16 protein-coding genes are annotated in these 16,014 nt (G+C 74.6%); 7 read left to right on the top strand and 9 right to left on the bottom strand.

From position 1 onward, the window contains the following. Window positions 1–49: 49 nt before the first annotated feature. Window positions 50–1,009, top strand: coding sequence for an ATP-binding cassette domain-containing protein (locus PKE99_RS12635; protein ID WP_037046269.1), 960 nt, complete (start codon window positions 50–52; stop codon window positions 1,007–1,009). Next, window positions 1,009–1,806, top strand: coding sequence for an ABC transporter permease (locus tag PKE99_RS12630; RefSeq protein WP_037046266.1), 798 nt, complete (start codon window positions 1,009–1,011; stop codon window positions 1,804–1,806). Before PKE99_RS12635 ends, PKE99_RS12630 begins: the two co-directional genes overlap by 1 nt. A gap of 37 nt (window positions 1,807–1,843) precedes the next feature. On the opposite strand, the gene PKE99_RS12625 is transcribed toward PKE99_RS12630, so the two are convergent. Further along, entirely contained in the window at window positions 1,844–2,338 is a 495-nt protein-coding gene (locus PKE99_RS12625; RefSeq protein WP_037046264.1) for a pyridoxamine 5'-phosphate oxidase family protein, read from the bottom strand. Between the two features lie 118 nt (window positions 2,339–2,456). Then, window positions 2,457–3,686, bottom strand: coding sequence for an acyl-CoA dehydrogenase family protein (locus PKE99_RS12620; protein ID WP_197040652.1), 1,230 nt, complete (start codon window positions 3,684–3,686; stop codon window positions 2,457–2,459). 100 nt (window positions 3,687–3,786) lie between these two features. Here PKE99_RS12620 and PKE99_RS12615 point away from each other — a divergent pair, with 100 nt between their 5' ends. Genes PKE99_RS12615 through PKE99_RS12605 form a run of 3 tightly spaced genes read left to right on the top strand, consistent with a single transcriptional unit; the run spans window position 3,787 to window position 6,404 of the window. Beyond that, a complete protein-coding gene (locus PKE99_RS12615; RefSeq protein WP_037046261.1) occupies window positions 3,787–4,104 on the top strand; it encodes a YdhR family protein in 318 nt (105 codons plus the stop codon). A 54-nt stretch (window positions 4,105–4,158) separates the two neighbouring features. Then, window positions 4,159–6,042, top strand: a complete 1,884-nt coding sequence (locus tag PKE99_RS12610; protein ID WP_037046258.1) for a LuxR C-terminal-related transcriptional regulator — start codon at window positions 4,159–4,161, stop codon at window positions 6,040–6,042. Further along, entirely contained in the window at window positions 6,039–6,404 is a 366-nt protein-coding gene (locus PKE99_RS12605) for a DUF488 domain-containing protein (RefSeq protein WP_037046245.1), read from the top strand. The genes PKE99_RS12610 and PKE99_RS12605 overlap by 4 nt, the downstream gene beginning before the upstream one ends. 9 nt (window positions 6,405–6,413) lie before the next feature. On the opposite strand, the gene PKE99_RS12600 is transcribed toward PKE99_RS12605, so the two are convergent. Beyond that, window positions 6,414–7,538, bottom strand: coding sequence for a GuaB3 family IMP dehydrogenase-related protein (locus PKE99_RS12600; RefSeq protein ID WP_037046242.1), 1,125 nt, complete (start codon window positions 7,536–7,538; stop codon window positions 6,414–6,416). 32 nt (window positions 7,539–7,570) lie between these two features. Further along, on the bottom strand, window positions 7,571–9,076 hold the full coding sequence (guaB, locus tag PKE99_RS12595; RefSeq protein WP_037046239.1) for an IMP dehydrogenase: 1,506 nt from the start codon (window positions 9,074–9,076) through the stop codon (window positions 7,571–7,573). Between the two features lie 242 nt (window positions 9,077–9,318). Here guaB and PKE99_RS12590 point away from each other — a divergent pair, with 242 nt between their 5' ends. Then, entirely contained in the window at window positions 9,319–9,702 is a 384-nt protein-coding gene (locus PKE99_RS12590; protein WP_037046236.1) for a DUF5319 family protein, read from the top strand. Window positions 9,703–9,765: 63 nt separating this feature from the next. Here PKE99_RS12590 and PKE99_RS12585 read toward each other — a convergent pair whose 3' ends face one another. The 5 genes from PKE99_RS12585 to PKE99_RS12565 form a co-directional block, all read right to left on the bottom strand. Then, complete coding sequence (locus PKE99_RS12585; RefSeq protein ID WP_051737496.1) at window positions 9,766–10,917, bottom strand: anti-sigma-D factor RsdA; 1,152 nt, start codon at window positions 10,915–10,917, stop codon at window positions 9,766–9,768. Continuing rightward, complete coding sequence (locus PKE99_RS12580) at window positions 10,918–11,490, bottom strand: sigma-70 family RNA polymerase sigma factor (RefSeq protein ID WP_037046233.1); 573 nt, start codon at window positions 11,488–11,490, stop codon at window positions 10,918–10,920. Between the two features lie 658 nt (window positions 11,491–12,148). After that, window positions 12,149–12,745 carry a response regulator transcription factor gene (locus tag PKE99_RS12575; RefSeq protein WP_037046231.1) on the bottom strand — a complete coding sequence of 199 codons (597 nt, stop codon included), beginning with the start codon at window positions 12,743–12,745 and terminating at the stop codon, window positions 12,149–12,151. A gap of 188 nt (window positions 12,746–12,933) precedes the next feature. Then, a complete protein-coding gene (locus PKE99_RS12570) occupies window positions 12,934–14,292 on the bottom strand; it encodes a hypothetical protein (protein ID WP_037046228.1) in 1,359 nt (452 codons plus the stop codon). A gap of 64 nt (window positions 14,293–14,356) precedes the next feature. Further along, window positions 14,357–15,403 (bottom strand): MerR family transcriptional regulator, encoded by a 1,047-nt coding sequence (locus tag PKE99_RS12565; RefSeq protein WP_037046599.1) that lies wholly within the window; start codon window positions 15,401–15,403, stop codon window positions 14,357–14,359. 254 nt (window positions 15,404–15,657) lie between these two features. On the opposite strand from PKE99_RS12565, the gene PKE99_RS12560 reads away from it, so the two are divergent. Further along, a complete protein-coding gene (locus PKE99_RS12560; protein WP_037046597.1) occupies window positions 15,658–15,978 on the top strand; it encodes a WhiB family transcriptional regulator in 321 nt (106 codons plus the stop codon). Window positions 15,979–16,014 lie beyond the last annotated feature (36 nt).

Genomic DNA, 16,014 nt, shown 5'->3' with positions numbered 1-16,014 from the left:
CGATTGGAACGCAGTACGCCGTACGGAGATTCGTGGACGAGAGGACCTGATGATCCACACCGAGTCGCTCACCCGCACCTTCCGGGTGGGCAGGGAGACGGTCGAGGCGGTGCGCGGGATCGACCTGGACGTGGCCGAGGGCGAGCTCGTCGCGTTCCTCGGCCCCAACGGCGCCGGCAAGTCGACCACCCTGCGGATGCTCACCAGCCTGCTCCCGCCCACCTCCGGCTCCGCCCGGGTCGCGGGGGTCGACGTCACCGAACACCCCGCCGAGGTCCGCCGCCGGATCGGCTACATCGGCCAGAAGGACGGCGCCGGGCACAACTACCGGGTCTGGGACGAGCTCCTCATGCAGGGCCGGTTCTACGGGATGGGCAAGGCCGAGGCGAAGGCCGCCGCGGAGTCCCTGCTCGCGACGCTGGACCTCACGGGCCTGCGGATGCGCAAGGTCAGCTCGCTCTCGGGCGGGCAGAAGCGGCGGCTCGACATCGCGCTCGGGCTGATCCACGGCCCGCGGCTGCTGTTCCTCGACGAGCCGTCCACCGGGATGGACCCGCAGAACCGGGCGAACCTGTGGGAGCACATCCTGCGGATCCGCGAGGAGCGCGGGTCCACGATCGTGCTGACCACCCACTACCTCGACGAGGCCGACGCGTTGGCCGAGCGGGTCGTGATCATCGACCACGGGCGGATCATCGCCGACGACACCGCCGAGGCACTCAAGCGCAAGCAGGCGGGCGACCGGCTGACCGTCGTAATCCGGCCCGAGCAGGCCGCCGGCGCACGGGCCCTGCTCGCCACCGAGGGCAGCGAGCCGGCCGAGAAGCCCGACGCCGACGGCCTCGCCCTCTCCGTCCGGGTCGAGGCCGCGTCGCACGCCATGCCCGGGGTGCTCGAACGGCTGCGGGCGGCCGGGGTGGACGTGATCGCCGCGTCCGCCCGCCAGCCGACGCTCGACGACGTCTTCCTCAACCTGACCGGCCGCAGCCTGCGCGAAGGAGAGTCCTGATGGTCGCGATCTCCCTGCCTGCTCCCCCGCGCACCGGCCTGCTGGCCGACGTCGGGCACGTGTGGTGGCGGGAGACCCTCACGATCGTGCGGGACCCGTTCTCGCTGATCTTCTCCCTGCTGCAGCCGCTGGTGTTCCTCGGCCTGTTCGGCCCACTGCTCGCCGGGGTGGCGGGCGGGACCGCGGCGTTCGGCGGCTCCTCGCTGCAGTGGTTCCTGCCCGGCGTCGTCGTGATGATCACGATGTTCGGCACGTCGATGACCGGCGCCAACCTGCAGTTCGAGATCATGACCGGGGCGTTCGAGCGGATCCTCGCCACGCCGCTGTCCCGCTCCTCGCTGATGATCGGGCGCGCGCTCAAGGAGCTCACCCCGCTGGTGGTGCAGGCCGCGGTGATCACGCTCGTGGCGATCCCGTTCGGCTTCGTGCTGTACCCGCTGCACGTGGTGGTGGGTCTGGTCCTGCTCGGCGTGTTCGGCGTGGGGATCGGGGCACTGTCGTATGCGCTGGCGATCGCCGCCCGCAAGACGGAGTGGATCTTCTGGGCGGTGCAGCAGTCGCTGCTGTTCCCGCTGCTCATCCTGTCCGGGATGATGCTGCCGCTCGAGACCGGACCGGGCTGGATGCAGGTGGTGTCGAAGTTCAACCCGCTCACCTACGTCGTCGACGCGGAGCGGGTCCTCTTCGCGGGCGGCATCGCCGACACGACGGTGCTCTGGGGCTTCGTCGCCGCCATCCTCACCGCGGTCGTGGGGCTGGGAGTCGGGATCCGCGCCATCCGCAGGGCGACCATCTGACTGCACGGGCTTCGCCGGGAGTCGGCCGGAGCGGCAGTCAGTGCTTCCGGACCACGGTCTCGACGCCGCCCTCCCGCCACATCGTGATGTCGAGGTGCCCGCCGCCCACCTCGACCGCCGACGCCCCGACGAGCCGGGCGCCGAGGAAGCGGTCGAAGGTCCGGCCGCGCAGGTCGAAGCCGGTCTGCGCGAACAGGTCGTCGGCGAAGCGGGCGTGCAGGTCCGGGTCCTGCACGTTCTCGACCGTGCCCCAGACCTTCGCGTCGCCGTCGGACACGTGGGTGTCGACGGTCGCGGTGTGCAGCGTGAAGCGCGGGTCCCGGTCGAGGTCGCGGAACTTCGCGGTGTCCGGCATCCCGCTGATCCAGAGCCGGTCCTCGAAGAACCGCGGCTCCATCGGGCAGATGCGCGGGTAGCCGTCCGGCCGCAGCGTCCCCAGGAAGCACAGGTTGCCGGTCGCGGCGTGCCGCCGGCGGAAGATCTCGGCGATCCGCGGCGCGACCTTCTCGAACTCCTGCCAGGAGGTGGTCATGCCGGGACCGTACGACCGATCCCTGACAGGTCCTGTCCGGTTCGGCTCACCCAAGTGGCCCGATGGGGCCTCCTGTCCCCTTCGGCTCATCCGAGAGGTCCGTCGGGTCCTGTCCGGTTCACCAGCGCGGGCCGGCGGGATCGACCCCGAGCAGGGCCTTGCCGACCATCTCGTGGGTGAAGGCGTCCGTGCCGGGGTGGAAGCGGGCGGCCCGGACGTCGCGGGAGAGCCGCTCCAGCTCGCTGCCCACCCGGTAGGACGCCCCGCCGACGGCCTCGCACGCGGTGTCGACCACGCGCATCGCCGCGTGCGCCGCCCGCCACTTCGCACTCAGCACCTGCACGCCCCACAGCGGCCCGTGGTCCACCCCGGTGACCCAGTCCCGGGCGAGGGCGTCGAGCTGGGCGCGCGCCGCCGACAACTCCAGGTGCATCGCCGCGACCTGCTGCTGCACCAGCGGATGGTGGGCGAACGTGCCGCGGGGCAGCGCGATCGAGGTGCGGCTCCGGACGTGGGCGACGGCCAGCTCGAGGGCGCGCTCGGCGATGCCGACGTACACATTCGCGATCAGGGTCAGCGCCCACACCTGCATCGTGCCGACGACCGGGTCGTCCGACAGGCCGGCCGGCACGACGCGCAGGACCTCGGCGTCGGCGAGGTACACGCCGTCGAGCACGGTGTCGTGGCTCTCCGTGGCCCGCATGCCCTGGGCGTCCCAGTTGCGGACGGTCCGCAGGCCGGCGGCGTCGCGCCGCACGAACCCGTGCACGACGACCGGTGCGGACGGGTCGGAGGCGTCCATCGCGTGCAGGCCGAGCCGGTCCCAGTGCTCGCCGAGCGAGCCGAACATCTTGCGGCCGTCGAGCCGCCAGCCGCCCGGGACCCGCGTGGCCCGGGTCGTGGAGAGGGCGACCGGCACGTCGTTGCCCGCCTCCGCGTGCCCGGACGCCAGCACCTCGCCGGCCGCGGCCCAGGTCAGGACGGGCTCGGCGACGTCGACCCCGCGGGCCGCGAGGTCGGCCGCGGTGCCCACCCAGTAGTGGTGCATGCAGGTGGAGAGGGCCGTGGCCGGGGAGAAGCGCGCCATCCGGCGCTGCTCGGCGGCGAGCGCCTCCAGGTCCAGGCCGAAGCCGCCGCGGTCGGCGGGCAGGGCGGCGCGGAGCCATCCGGCGGCACGCAGGGCGGCGAGGTCGTCCGTCGCGTAGGTGCCGGTGGTGTCGTGCCGCGCGGCACGGTCCCGGAAGTCCGTGAGCAGGTCGTCGGTGAGCGCCGTGCGCTCGAGCATCGTCGTCATGGCCCGGAACGCTAGGAACGCGTCGGGGGTGTCCACCTCGGGCGAACGCTCCATGTGCCGCTCCATCCCGGATGGAGCGTTCCCCCGATGTGGACGCGGCCGGCGCGCTCCTAGCGTCGGCCCGGTCAGCAGGACCCCGACCGAGGAGGTTCCCGTGTACGTCCGACTCGTCACCTTCGGCATCACCGTCCCCGAGGAGGCCTACGCCGCGCACGCGGAGGCCGTCGCGCCCGCCTTCGCCGACTGGCCCGGACTGCTCGGGAAGTGGTGGCTCGCCGACGCCGACCGCGGCACGTACGGCGGCGTCTACCTCTTCACCGACCGCGCGGCCGCCGACCGCTCCCGGGACACCGACACCTTCCGGGCGATGACGGACAGCCCGGCCCTGACCGGGATCACCGTCCGGGAGTTCGACGTCCTGGCCGCGCCGACGGCCGTCACCGCGCCCGACCTGGTGGCGGTCGCGCGCTGAACCCGGTCCGTTCGACCCGTTCGCACCGACGCGGCCGGTCCTACGCTCCCGGGCGTGCCGGGTGACGAGGCTCCTCCGCTGGTCGCGGACCGTCTCGCGGCGTCCCGCGCCGCCGAGCTCGTCGGCCGGGCGGAGGAGCAGCGGGTCCTGGCGTCCTGGCTCGATCCCGCGGGTCCGGCGGTCGGTTTCGTGCACGGCCCCGGCGGCATCGGGAAGACCGCGCTGGTCCGGGGCACCCTGACCCGGCTCGGGCGGCCCTGGGCGGAGCTGCAGGGGCGGGCCGTGGAGCCGACCCCGCGCGGGGCACTGGCGGAGCTGGGCCGGGTGCTCGGGCGGCCGGTCCGCGACCCGGTGGAGGTGTCCCGCGCGATGGTCGCGGCCGGCACCGAGGTGCTGGTGGTCGACTCCTACGAGCGCTGGAACCTGCTCGACGGCTGGCTGCGCGCGGAGCTGGTCGCGGCCTTACCCGCGCACGTGACCACGCTGCTGGTGGGCCGCCGCGCACCCAACCTGGCCTGGCGGACCTCCCCGGGCTGGCGCCCGCTCGTCGCCGAACTGGCGGTCGGCCCGCTGCGGCCCGAGGACCTCGACGCGCTGCTGTGCCGGCGCGGTCTCGCGGACGGGCAGCGCGCCTGGGTGGGCGCGCTGGCCCACGGGCACCCGCTGGCCGCCTCCATCGCGACCGAGGCGCTGCAACGGTCCGGCGGCGTGCCGCCCTCGGCCGGCACCCCCGGCGAGGTGGCCGAGGAGCTCGTCGAGGTCCTGCTCGACGACCTCGACCCGGCCGAGCTGGAGGTGGTCGAGGCGGCGACCGTGCTGCGCCGCGTGACCCTGCCGCTGCTGCGCTCGGTGCTCCCCGAGCACGACGCCGACCTGGCCTGGTCGGTGCTGCGGAGGCTCCCCCTGACGCAGGTCTCCGGCTCGGGCCTGGAGCTCTCCGGCGTCGCCCGGGCCGTGGCGCTCGACGCGCTGGAACGCCGGGACCCCGACCGCGTCCGCGCCCTGCGGACCCGCGCCGCCCACGCGATCGTCGACGGCCCGGCCGCCGACCCGCGGGGTGCGGACTGGGACGTCACCGCGGACCTGATGCACCTGGTCCGGAACCCGGTGATCCGCAACGCCTACGCGCCGCCCGGCGGCCTGCAGCACCCGGCGGAGCGGGCGTGGCCCGAGGACCGCGCGGCGGTCCTGGACATCGCGGGCCGGTTCACCGGCGCCGGCGGCGCGGCGCTGATCGAGACCTGGTGGCGGGAGCGGCCCCAGGACTTCCACGTCGCCCGCGGGCCCGCGGGCGTCACCGCGTTCAGCACCGTCGCGCTGCACGACGAGATCGCGGAGCCGGCGCTGCGGGTCGACCCGGTCCTCGCCGCGACGACCGACCACCTCCGCAGGCACCCCCCGCCGTCGGGCAGCCGGTCGCTGCTGGTCCGGTCGATGCTGGGGCACCGGCGCGGCGAGCTCTCCTCCCCGGAGGTGGCCACGCTCGTCGTCGACCTCAAGCGCACGTACCTCGAGCACCGGGCCACCCTGCGGCGCGTCTACACCGCCGTCCACGAGTGGGAGGCGGCCGCACCGCTGCTGCGCACCATGGGCTTCGTCCCCGCCGGCGCGCTGACGATGGGCGGGCTCCCGCATCGCCTCGCCGTGCTGGACTTCGGCGCCGCCGGCCTCGACGGCTGGATCGCCCGGCACGTCCTCGACGAGCAGCGGCCCGGTGCGCCCGAGGCCCTGCGGCCCGCCGTCCTCGAGCTCACCCCACGCGAGCAGGAGGTCCTCTCCCTCCTCGCCGAGGGGATGACCAACATGGAGCTCGCCCGCGCGCTGTTCATCAGCGAGCGCACGGCCAACCGGCACGTCAGCAACATCTACACGAAGCTGGGCGTGCGGAACCGGGCCGAGGCGACCCGGGTGGCCCTCGAGGCGGGCCTCGCCTCGTGACCGGGAGCACCATCCGTGTCTCCCGGGTGTACGACCACGAGCCGCATCCGGGCCGGTCCGTCCTGGTCGACCGGGTGTGGCCGCGCGGGGTCCGCCGCGACGACCTCGGCCTGGACGAGTGGGCGAAGGACGTCGCCCCCAGCCCCGAGCTCAGGAGGTGGTTCGGCCACGACCCGGAGCGCTGGGAGGAGTTCCGCCGCCGCTACTTCGCCGAGCTCGACGCCCGGCCGCAGGCCTGGCGGCCCCTGCTCGACGCCGCGCGGTCCGGCACCCTGACCCTGCTCTACGGCGCCCGGGACCGGGACCACAACAACGCCGTGGCGTTGCGCGACTACCTCGCCGCGCGGCTGGCCGAGGACTGACCTGCCGGCTCAGGCCCGGACGGTCAGCCCCACCCGCTGGAACTCCTTGAGGTCCGAGTAGCCCGTCTTCGCCATGGCCCGGCGCAGCGCGCCGAAGATGTCCACGGTGCCGTACGGCGTGGACGACGGGCCGAAGAGGACCTGCTCCAGCGTGCGGTCGGACGGGGCGAACCCCGTGACGTCCGAGCGCGGCAGCGACGGGTGCGCGGCGGCCGAGGTCCAGTAGAGACCGTCGGCGGGGGCGTCGGCCGAGTCGGCGAGCTGCTCGCCGAGCATCACGGCGTCCGCCCCGCAGGCGATGGCCTTGGCGACGTCGCCCGAGCCGTTGATGCCGCCGTCGGCGATCACGTGGACGTACCGGCCGCCGGTCTCGTCGAGGTAGTCCCGGCGAGCCGCGGCCGCGTCGACCAGTGCCGTCGCCATCGGGACGCCGATGCCCAGCACCTCGTCCGTGGTGGTGGCCGAGGACTCGCCGTAGCCGACGATCACGCCGGCCGCGCCGGTGCGCATCAGGTGCATCGCGGTGCGGTAGTCGCCCACGCCGCCGGCGACCACCGGCACGTCGAGCGAGTTGATGAAGTCCTTGAGGTTGAGCGGCTCGCCCTTGCTCACGTGCTCGGCGGAGATGATCGTGCCCTGAACGACCAGGATCTCGACGCCGCCGGCGAGCAGGGCCGGGGTGAGCTCGCGGGCCCGCTGCGGGCTGACCCGGGCGGCGACCGTGACGCCCGCGTCCCGGACGGTCCGCAGCGCCTCGGCGAGCAGGTCCTCCTGGATCGGGGCCGCGTGCAGCTCCTGCAGCGCCCGGACCGCGGCGCTCGGGTCGTCCGAGTCGGCGGCCTCGACCACGCGGGCGATGGCGCCCTGCGCATCGGCGTGCCGGGACCACAGGCCCTCGGCGTTGAGCACCGACAGGCCGCCGAGCTTGCCGATCGCGACCGCGGTGGCCGGCGAGACCACCGCGTCCGTCGGGTGCGTGACGAGCGGGATCTCGAACCGGTAGGCGTCGAGCTGCCAGGCGGTCGAGACCTCCTGCGAGCTCCGCGTCCGCCGCGACGGAACGATCTCGACCTGGTTCAGGTCGTAGGCACGACGGGCCTCCCGGCCCATCCCGATCTCCACGAGGTCACGCACGGGTGACCAGCGTAGACGAGCGGGCCGCGGCGTCAGCGGGCGGCGTAGTTCGGTGCCTCCACCGTCATGGTGACGTCGTGCGGGTGGCTCTCCTTGAGCCCGGCCGCCGTGATCCGGACGAGCTGGGCCTGCTGGAGCTCGGGGATCGTCTGCGCGCCGGCGTAGCCCATCCCGGACCGCAGGCCGCCGACGAGCTGGTGCACCACGGACTGCAGCGGGCCGCGGAACGGGATCCGCCCCTCGATGCCCTCGGGGACCAGCTTGTCCTCGCTGAGGACGTCGTCCTGCGCGTAGCGGTCCTTGGAGTAGGACTTGGCGGTGCCGCGCGACTGCATGGCGCCGAGCGAGCCCATGCCGCGGTAGGTCTTGAACTGCTTGCCGCCGACGAAGATCAGCTCGCCCGGGGACTCCCCGGTACCGGCCAGCAGGCTGCCCAGCATCACGGTCGACGCGCCGGCCGCGATGGCCTTGGAGATGTCGCCGGAGTACTGGATGCCGCCGTCGGCGATCACCGGGACACCGGCGGGCGCGCAGGCGCGCGAGGCCTCGTACACCGCGGTGATCTGCGGGGCGCCGACGCCGGCGACCACGCGGGTGGTGCAGATGGAGCCCGGCCCCACGCCGACCTTCACCGCGTCCGCCCCGGCCTCGACCAGCGCCTGGGCCCCGGCGTAGGTGGCCACGTTGCCGCCGACGACGTCGACCGACTCGCCGACCTCGGCCCGCAGCTTCGCGACGGTCTCCAGGACGCGCCGGGAGTGCCCGTGCGCGGTGTCGACCATCAGCACGTCCACCCCGGCGTCGACCAGGCCCATGGCCCGGGCGTACGCGTCCTCGCCGACGCCCACCGCGGCACCGACGACCAGCCGCCCGTCCGGGTCCTTGGTCGCGAGGGGGTACTTCTCGGTCTTGTTGAAGTCCTTGATCGTGATCAAGCCGCGGAGCACGCCGTCGCCGTCGATGATCGGGAGCTTCTCGAGCTTGTGCCGGCGCAGCAGGCCCAGCGCGGCCTCCGCGGTGACGCCGACCCGCGCGGTGATCAGCGGGGCCTTCGTCATCACCTCGTGGACCGGGCGCTGGAAGTCGACCTCGAAGCGCATGTCCCGGTTCGTGATGATCCCGACGAGCTTGCCCTCGGAGTCGGTGACCGGCAGGCCCGAGATGCGGTACTTGCCGCACAGCGCGTCGACCTCGGCGAGGGTCGCGTCGGGCGAGCAGGTCACCGGGTCGGTCACCATGCCGGCCTCGGACCGCTTGACGACCTCGACCTGGGAGGCCTGCTCCTCGGCCGAGAGGTTGCGGTGCAGCACCCCGAGGCCGCCGGCGCGGGCCATGGCGATCGCCATCCGCGCCTCGGTCACGGTGTCCATCGGGGACGACACCAGGGGAACCCGGATCCGCACGCGGCGGGAGAGCTGCGTGCTCGTGTCGACCGCACTCGGCACGACGTCGGACTCCGCGGGGAGGAGCAGCACGTCGTCGAAGGTGAGGCCGAGCATCGCGAACTTCGGCGGCAGTCCGTTGATCTCGCTCGTCATGGCTGGTCGTGCACCCTTCACCGGACGTCCAGGCGGCCCGCTCGCGGCTCGGGTGGACCACCGTCGCAGGACACCATCGTATCCGGGCCGCCGAGCGCCCCCGGTCCGCCGTGGGGAGTCGCCCGACACACCCGGATCGACGGGCCCGTCGACCGTCCGTCCCCAGGCCGGGTGAGTTGTCCACAGGCCTGTGGGTGGACCGGTGGACAGCGTCCCGCCCGCCCGGCGGGACGCGGTACCGTGTGGACGTGGCGTTCGACGGCCTGCCCCCCGACCCCTTCGCGGGCGATCCCTACGACCCTGCCCTCTCGCTCGACGAGGGCGGCGCCGAGGAGCACGAGGAGCTGACCGAGGAGGAGCGCGAGGAGGTCGTGGCCGACCTCGCGGACCTCGCCGTCTACCAGGCGCTGCTCGAGCACCGCGGCATCCGCGGGATCCTCGTCGACTGCGCGGACTGCGGCGAGCAGCACTTCCACGAGTGGAACCTGCTCCGGTCCAGCCTGCAGCAGCTGCTCGACGAGGGGCAGATGCGCCCGCACGAGCCGGCCTTCGACCCGGACCCGGCGCACTACGTCACCTGGGAGTACTGCCGCGGCTACGCGGACGCCGCGCTCAACGAGGACTGACTCCTCCCCGACACGCGCGAAGGCCCCCGACCGGATCGGTCGGGGGCCTCCGTGCATACGGCCTCAGCTGGTGGTGGTCGTCGGTTCCGTGGTGGGCTCGGCCGTGGTGGTCGTGCCCATCGACGTGGTCGTCGTGCCCGCCGGCGGCGTGGTCGACGTCGAGGTCGTCGGGTCCTGCCCACCCTCGGTCTTCGGGGGCGGCGGCGCGGTCGACGAGCTCGGCGCGGTCGAGTTGCTCGGCGACTCCGGGACACCGGCGATCCGCGGGTCCTGCGTGCGGGGGTCGTCCCGCGGGTCCCCGGTGCTGGTGTCCGGCGACGTCGGAGCGTTCGAGCTCGACGGGGTGGTGCTCGTCGAGTCCGAGGGCGGCACGACCGGCTGCTGCTGGTCCTGGGTGCCCTCGGTCGCCGGGGCCTGCGGCCGCGGGGTGCCGTTGCGCAGCGGGGCGCGCGGGTCGGTCGGCTGACCGGACGGCGTCTCCTGCACCTTCTGCGCCAGGAAGGTCTGCTCGGCGGCGAGGTAGGTCTTCCCCTCCTCCGGGCGGACCTGCTCCAGCAGCGGCGCGAGCGCCTGGAGGTCCTGCTGCGCGCCCGCGGTGTCGCCGCGCTCGAGCTTGGCGTTGACCTGCTCGATGCGCTGCTTGACCTCGACGGCCGCGAGCTTGGAGTTCGCCGCGTCCTTGTAGAGGACCTGCGTGACGCCGAACAGCGGGCTGCCCGGGTCCGCGTCCTGCGCGCCGATCGACACGCCCGCGATGCTGAAGACCAGCAGCGCGGCCGCGCCGGCGAGCGGGATCAGGTGCCGGCGCCGCGACGAGGGCCGCTTCACCGAGCCGGACTCGACGGCCGCCACCGCGGTGTCGAGGTCGACCAGCTCGGGGATCGGGTCGGCGTCGACCTCGGCCTTCCACGCGGCGAGCATCGCGACGACCTTGTCGTCCGCGTCGTACCCGCCGTACCCGGGCGCCGAGACGGTCATCCCGGCGGCGAGGGCGTTGATCAGCTCGTCGTCCGCCTGGACGGCGACCAGGTCCAACGGCTCGTCGGCGAACTCGGCCTCCTCGGCGTGGGAGCCGCCGCGGCCGGCCGGGAACGGGATGGGCCGGTTCGGCACGCCGTACGGACCGCCCGCGCGGTGGCCGTTGGCACCGTTGCCGTTCGCCCCGTTGCGGGGGCGGCCGAAGGGGTGGCCGCCCTGGTTGTCACGGTCGGACATTCAGACCACCTCCTCCTCGGGCATGTTCTTCCGCAACCGGGCCAGGGCCCGGTGCTGGGCCACGCGGACCGCACCGGGTGTCGACCCGACCGCGTCCGCAGTCTCTTCCGCACTGAGTCCCACGACCACTCGTAGGACGATGATCTCGCGTTGCTTCTCGGGGAGCTGGTCGAGCAGGCGCGACATCTGTTCGGACAGCTCGACGCGCAGCGCGCGCTGCTCGGGGCCGTCCCCGGACTCGACGGAGTCCGGCACGTCCGCCACCGGTTCCGACCGGTTGCGGCCCGCCGCACGGTGCGCGTCGATCACCTTGTGCGACGCGATCCCGTAGACGAAGGCCAGGAACGGGCGTCCCTGGACGCGGTAGCCGGGTAAGGCCGTCAGCACGGCCAGACACACCTCCTGCGCGACGTCGTCCGCCGAGACGGACGACCGGTCCGATCCGCCGAGGCGCGCGCGGCAGTACCGCACGACCAACGGCCGGATGGTGGCCAGTACACGTTCGACCGCTCCGCGGTCACCTGCCATAGCAGATGCCACCAGCTCGTCGAGAACGTCTGTCGGTTCACTCATCGCGCAGAGTCGTCCAGGCGTTACGCAGCATGTTCGTCATCATCCGTTCGGTGAGCCCGACTACGGAGAGTGCCGAATCGGGATCTCAGTGCCGACCACCGTAGCGAAGCCCCCGGAGCGTCCGGGAACCGCTCTCACGAGTGAGGACGGATGAGAGGCGCGCTGGTTGCGGTCCGTACCGGCGCCGACGCCGACGTGTCGGACGTCGTCGGCGAGCGGTCATCCCGGGGCGTGACGCGGACGCGGGGCGTGACCGACGGGAACCCTGTCGAGTCGGTCACGCGCGGCGACCGGCCGGGCGGTGGGAGCGGGTCCGAAGGCGACGGACGGACGTCGGGGACACGGTGGACGCCCGAGGGCGCCGCCCCTGCCGGCGCGCGACGGCGGCGCCGGGAGACGGTCGGCCGCGCGGCGGGGGCGGGCCGCGCGGCGGGCGCACGACGGCCGACGGCGCCACGGACGGGCGCGGCACGGGCGGTCGTGCGGTGCGGAGCGCGTGGCGGGACGGACCCGGCCGGTGCGTGGCTGCGCTGCGACAGCCACGGCCTCGGCCGCGTCGTCCGCCCGTTCACTCCCACCCGGACCCCCGGTCCGGGTGCTGGTGCGGTGGTTCAGTGGTGCTCCGGACCCGGGCGGGTCCGACGGCGCAGCGTCCGCGTCAGGACACGAGGCCGCGACGGAAGCCGTGCGCGACGGCCTGGGCGCGGTCCCGGACGCCGAGCTTGCGGAACAGCCGGCGGGCGTGGGTCTTCACGGTGTCCTCGGACAGGTAGAGCTCGCGCCCGATCTGCCCGTTGCTCTTGCCCTGGCTCATCCCGCGCAGCACCTGCAGCTCGCGCTCGGTGAGCTGCACGCCCGGGTCGGCGGGCGCCCGCGGCGTGGGGACCGCGGTGGAGGCGAGGGTGTGGGCGAGGGCGGCCACCAGCTCGGGCCGGGAGGCGTCCCAGCGGAGGTAGCCCCGCGCACCGCCGGCGATGGCGGCGGCGATGCTGCCCGCGTCGTCGGGGGCGCCGAAGACGATGACGTTCGCCTGCGGGTGGGCCGCCACCAGACGTCTGGTGGCCTCCACCCCGGTGGGCACCGCGCGCTGGGTGCCGACCAGGACGACGTCGACCGGCTGCCGGGAGAACCGGGCCAGCAACTCGTCCCCATGGGCGACGCAATCGATCCGGTGCACCCCCGGCACCGCGGACATCACGCGGGTGAGACCTTCGCGGACGCTGCGACGATCGTCGCAGATGAGTACCGTCGTCACGACGATTCCTTCCTGCAGCTTCCTGCAGCCGGGTGATGTGTCACCCTCCGCATCGGCGAGTGACCGGATCACCTTGACACGATCAGGGCGACTTTGTGCCCTCCATTCGGGACCTCTGCGCCGAACGGCACTCGTCATGTGGGTGACTGAGGACCGAATGGAGTAATTACACTACCGCGAGCCTCATCTCACCCGGAGGCGCCTCCCCCCATCAGGCGCCGCCCCGCCCCCTCGGACCGGGCACGGATGACGCTCAGCGTGGCCGCCGCGGCGTGTCGTCGGCGAGCCGAACCGTTCGGCGCACCGATCGTCGATCGGAGCAACCGATCGGGCCGCCGATCGTGTCGTTCCGGACGCTCGGAAGACGGGTCCGGCGGTCGCACCGTGGCGCCGGGCGGATCGCCCACCCGGGACGGCCGCGGGGGGCCCTCCACGAACCCGTCCGGGGGCTTCCGGGAACCCGACGGAGTTCCGCCCCCGCGGCCCTTCCCGGAGGCGTGGGAGCAGATGTCCGGAGAGGACGGCGTCCGGGGCACGGCGGTGTGCCGGGCGACCGTGGCGGCGGCGTCCGCGGCGGCCAGGAGGGCCGCCCAGGCGAGCGGGAGCAACCCCGCTGCGGTCGCGTCCTCCGCGACCGCGTCGAGGGCCGCGAGGGCCGCCTCCGGGGTGGGCGCGACGACGCCCTCCCCGGACTCCGCAAGACCGTCGTGTCCCCTGCCCGCCCGCACGGCGGCGACCACGGCCGCCAGGAGCCGGGACTTCACCAGGTGCCGCGGCGAGCCGGCCGCGGCGGCCCCGCGCACGGCCCGGACGGCCGCAGTGGCGGCGCCGTCGAGGTCCCCGCGGGCGAGCGCGAGCTCCGCCCGCACCCAGTCCGCCCGGACGGCCGGGCGCCACGGCCCGGCGCCGCTCGACAGCTGGGCCACGCCCGCGGCGAGCACCGCATCCGCCCTGCTCAGCAGGCGGACGGAGCGGTCGAGGTGGCCCTGGCCGAGGGCGTCGGCCGCGAGTCCGGTGAGCGCGTCCACCCGGGCCGAGAGCAGGTCTGCGCAGGGGCTCGCGGGACCCGTGGCCCCCGCGACCGGATCCTGGCCGGGGTCGGCACGGCGATCCGCATCGGCGCCGCCGGAAGGTCCCGGCCCACCCGTCACCGCGGCTCCGCGGGACGCGGTCTCGCAGGCGGCGGGCCTCGGTCCGCGGGCCTCCGACGGGTCCTCCGCGGCCGGTCCCCGAGCCGGTGCGGCCCCGAGGTCGGCCGCTCCGTCAAGGACCGGCAGGACGAGGGCCAGCGCCTGCCCGTCGAACCGCTCGGCGAAGGCGTGGCCACCCCGCTGCCGGAGGTGCGAGGCGCGGGTGACGAGGGCGTGCGCGCGGACCTCCACGGGCACCCGGGGATCACGCACGAGGTCCTCCAGGAGGGCCGCCGCGGCGGCGTACCTGCCCTGCCCGCCGAGGGCCACGGCGGCCGTCCAGCGCACGACGGGCCCCGTTCGTCCGGTCCGGCCGACCGACACGCCGCGGGGGCCGACGACGGCCACCTCACTCACGCGGCTGTCGTCCAAGTGGGCGGGTCCGTTCAGGGAGAGATCAGGTTTCGTACACCCACATGAACTAGTTCTTGTGGGTGATCGACGCCAGGTCCGTCAGCTCGTCGGCCGCCGAGGTCAGCGACCCGAGCCGGCCGATCCGGGCCGGGAGCGCGGCGTCCGCCCAGCCTGGCCCTGCGGCAAACGAGCGGAACCGGGGGCGGGTACGGGGCAGCGCGGCGAAGAGACCGGGGTCGGCCGTCGCCGGGCCCTGGGCCCAGAGCACGACCGCGGCCGGCGCGGTCCGGCGCACGGCGGCCACCAGGGCGTCGAGCGGCAGGTTGGGCCCCAGCGGCCGGTACGCCACGCGCCGTTCGGCCAGGACGGCTCCGAGCACGGCGAGCGGCAGGTGATGCCACTCGCCGGGCGAGCCGGCCAGCAGGATCGGGCGGGCCTCCGGGGCGGGCCGGGCCGCGGCCAGCGACCGGGCGCCGTACACCGCGGTCACGGCCTCGCTGACCAGATGCTCGATCTCCACCCCGGCGCCGGTCGACTCCCACCGCTCGGCGACCGCGCACAGCACGGGCCGGACGACGTCGTTCCAGGTCCGGGTGAGCCCGTCGGCCTCGATGCCCTCGTCGACCAGCCGGCGCACCGCGGGCGCGTCCATCGACAGGGCCGCCCGCCCGACGCCCCGGGCCCGCCGGCTCGCACCGGGCAGTCGGAGCACGCGCCCGCCGACGCGCACGCGCGCGCCGAGGTCGAGCTCGTCGTCCGTGGGGTGGCCGGCGAGGAGCAGCGGGCCGCCGTCTCCCGCCCCGGGCTCCACGGTCCCCGTGCCGGGCACGCCGACGGGCCGCCCGGTCCCCGCGTCCGGGGGCGTCGCAGCGAGGGCGTGCCGAGCGGCCTCGGCGGGCGTGGCCCCCTGGAGCAGCGCCTGCTGCATCAGCTCGAGCCGGGCGATGTCGGCGGCGCCGTAGCGCCGGTGCGCGCCCGGGGTGTGCGCCGAGGGACCGAGGCCGTAGCGCCGGTCCCAGGTCCGCAGGGTCGCCGGTGCGACGCCGAGCCGCCGGGCGACGGCCGCCACCGTGAGCCGGGGGGTGTCGACGACCCCGGACGGGGTATCCCGCATTCGACCCTCCGGTGTGCCGTGCTCGTCCGCGCCGATCCGCGCGGCCCGCTCCCCGCGCCCTGGCACGGAGCGGTCGGGTGCCTGCTCCGGAACCGGCTGCGTGGTCACCCGCTCATGGTCGGGGCTCTCCCCCGGCGGGGCAACCGCGACACGGTTCCCCGAACCGGCCTCTTGAACAAGGTTTGGCGCGTTTCTATGCTGGGCACCTCGTTGCCGAGCAACGACTCTTCGCTTCGAACGGGTGGGTGATGACGGTGGCGGACATCAGGCGGCTCCCGGGGCCGGTCTCCGAGGTCTGGGACTGGCAGATGCAGGGCGCGTGCCGCGGGATGGACAGCTCGTTCTTCTTCCATCCCGAGGGCGAGCGCGGCCCGGCGCGGACGAACCGCGAGCGGCGGGCCAAGGAGATCTGCGCGGCGTGCCCGGTACTGGAGATGTGCCGGCGGCACGCGCTGGAGGTCCAGGAGCCCTACGGCGTGTGGGGCGGCCTGTCCGAGCACGAGCGGGAGGCGATCATCCGCGGCCGCGACCGCAGGCTCCGGATCGACGGCCGGAAGGGCGTGCAGCCGGCCTGAGGCCGACGGCCCGTCGGAGCGCCGGAGAACGCCGAA

The sequence above is a fragment of the Pseudonocardia halophobica genome (genome assembly GCF_027922425.1).
In the GTDB taxonomy this organism is placed as follows: domain Bacteria; phylum Actinomycetota; class Actinomycetes; order Mycobacteriales; family Pseudonocardiaceae; genus Pseudonocardia; species Pseudonocardia halophobica.
This window is presented reverse-complemented; position numbering and strand designations above follow the sequence as displayed.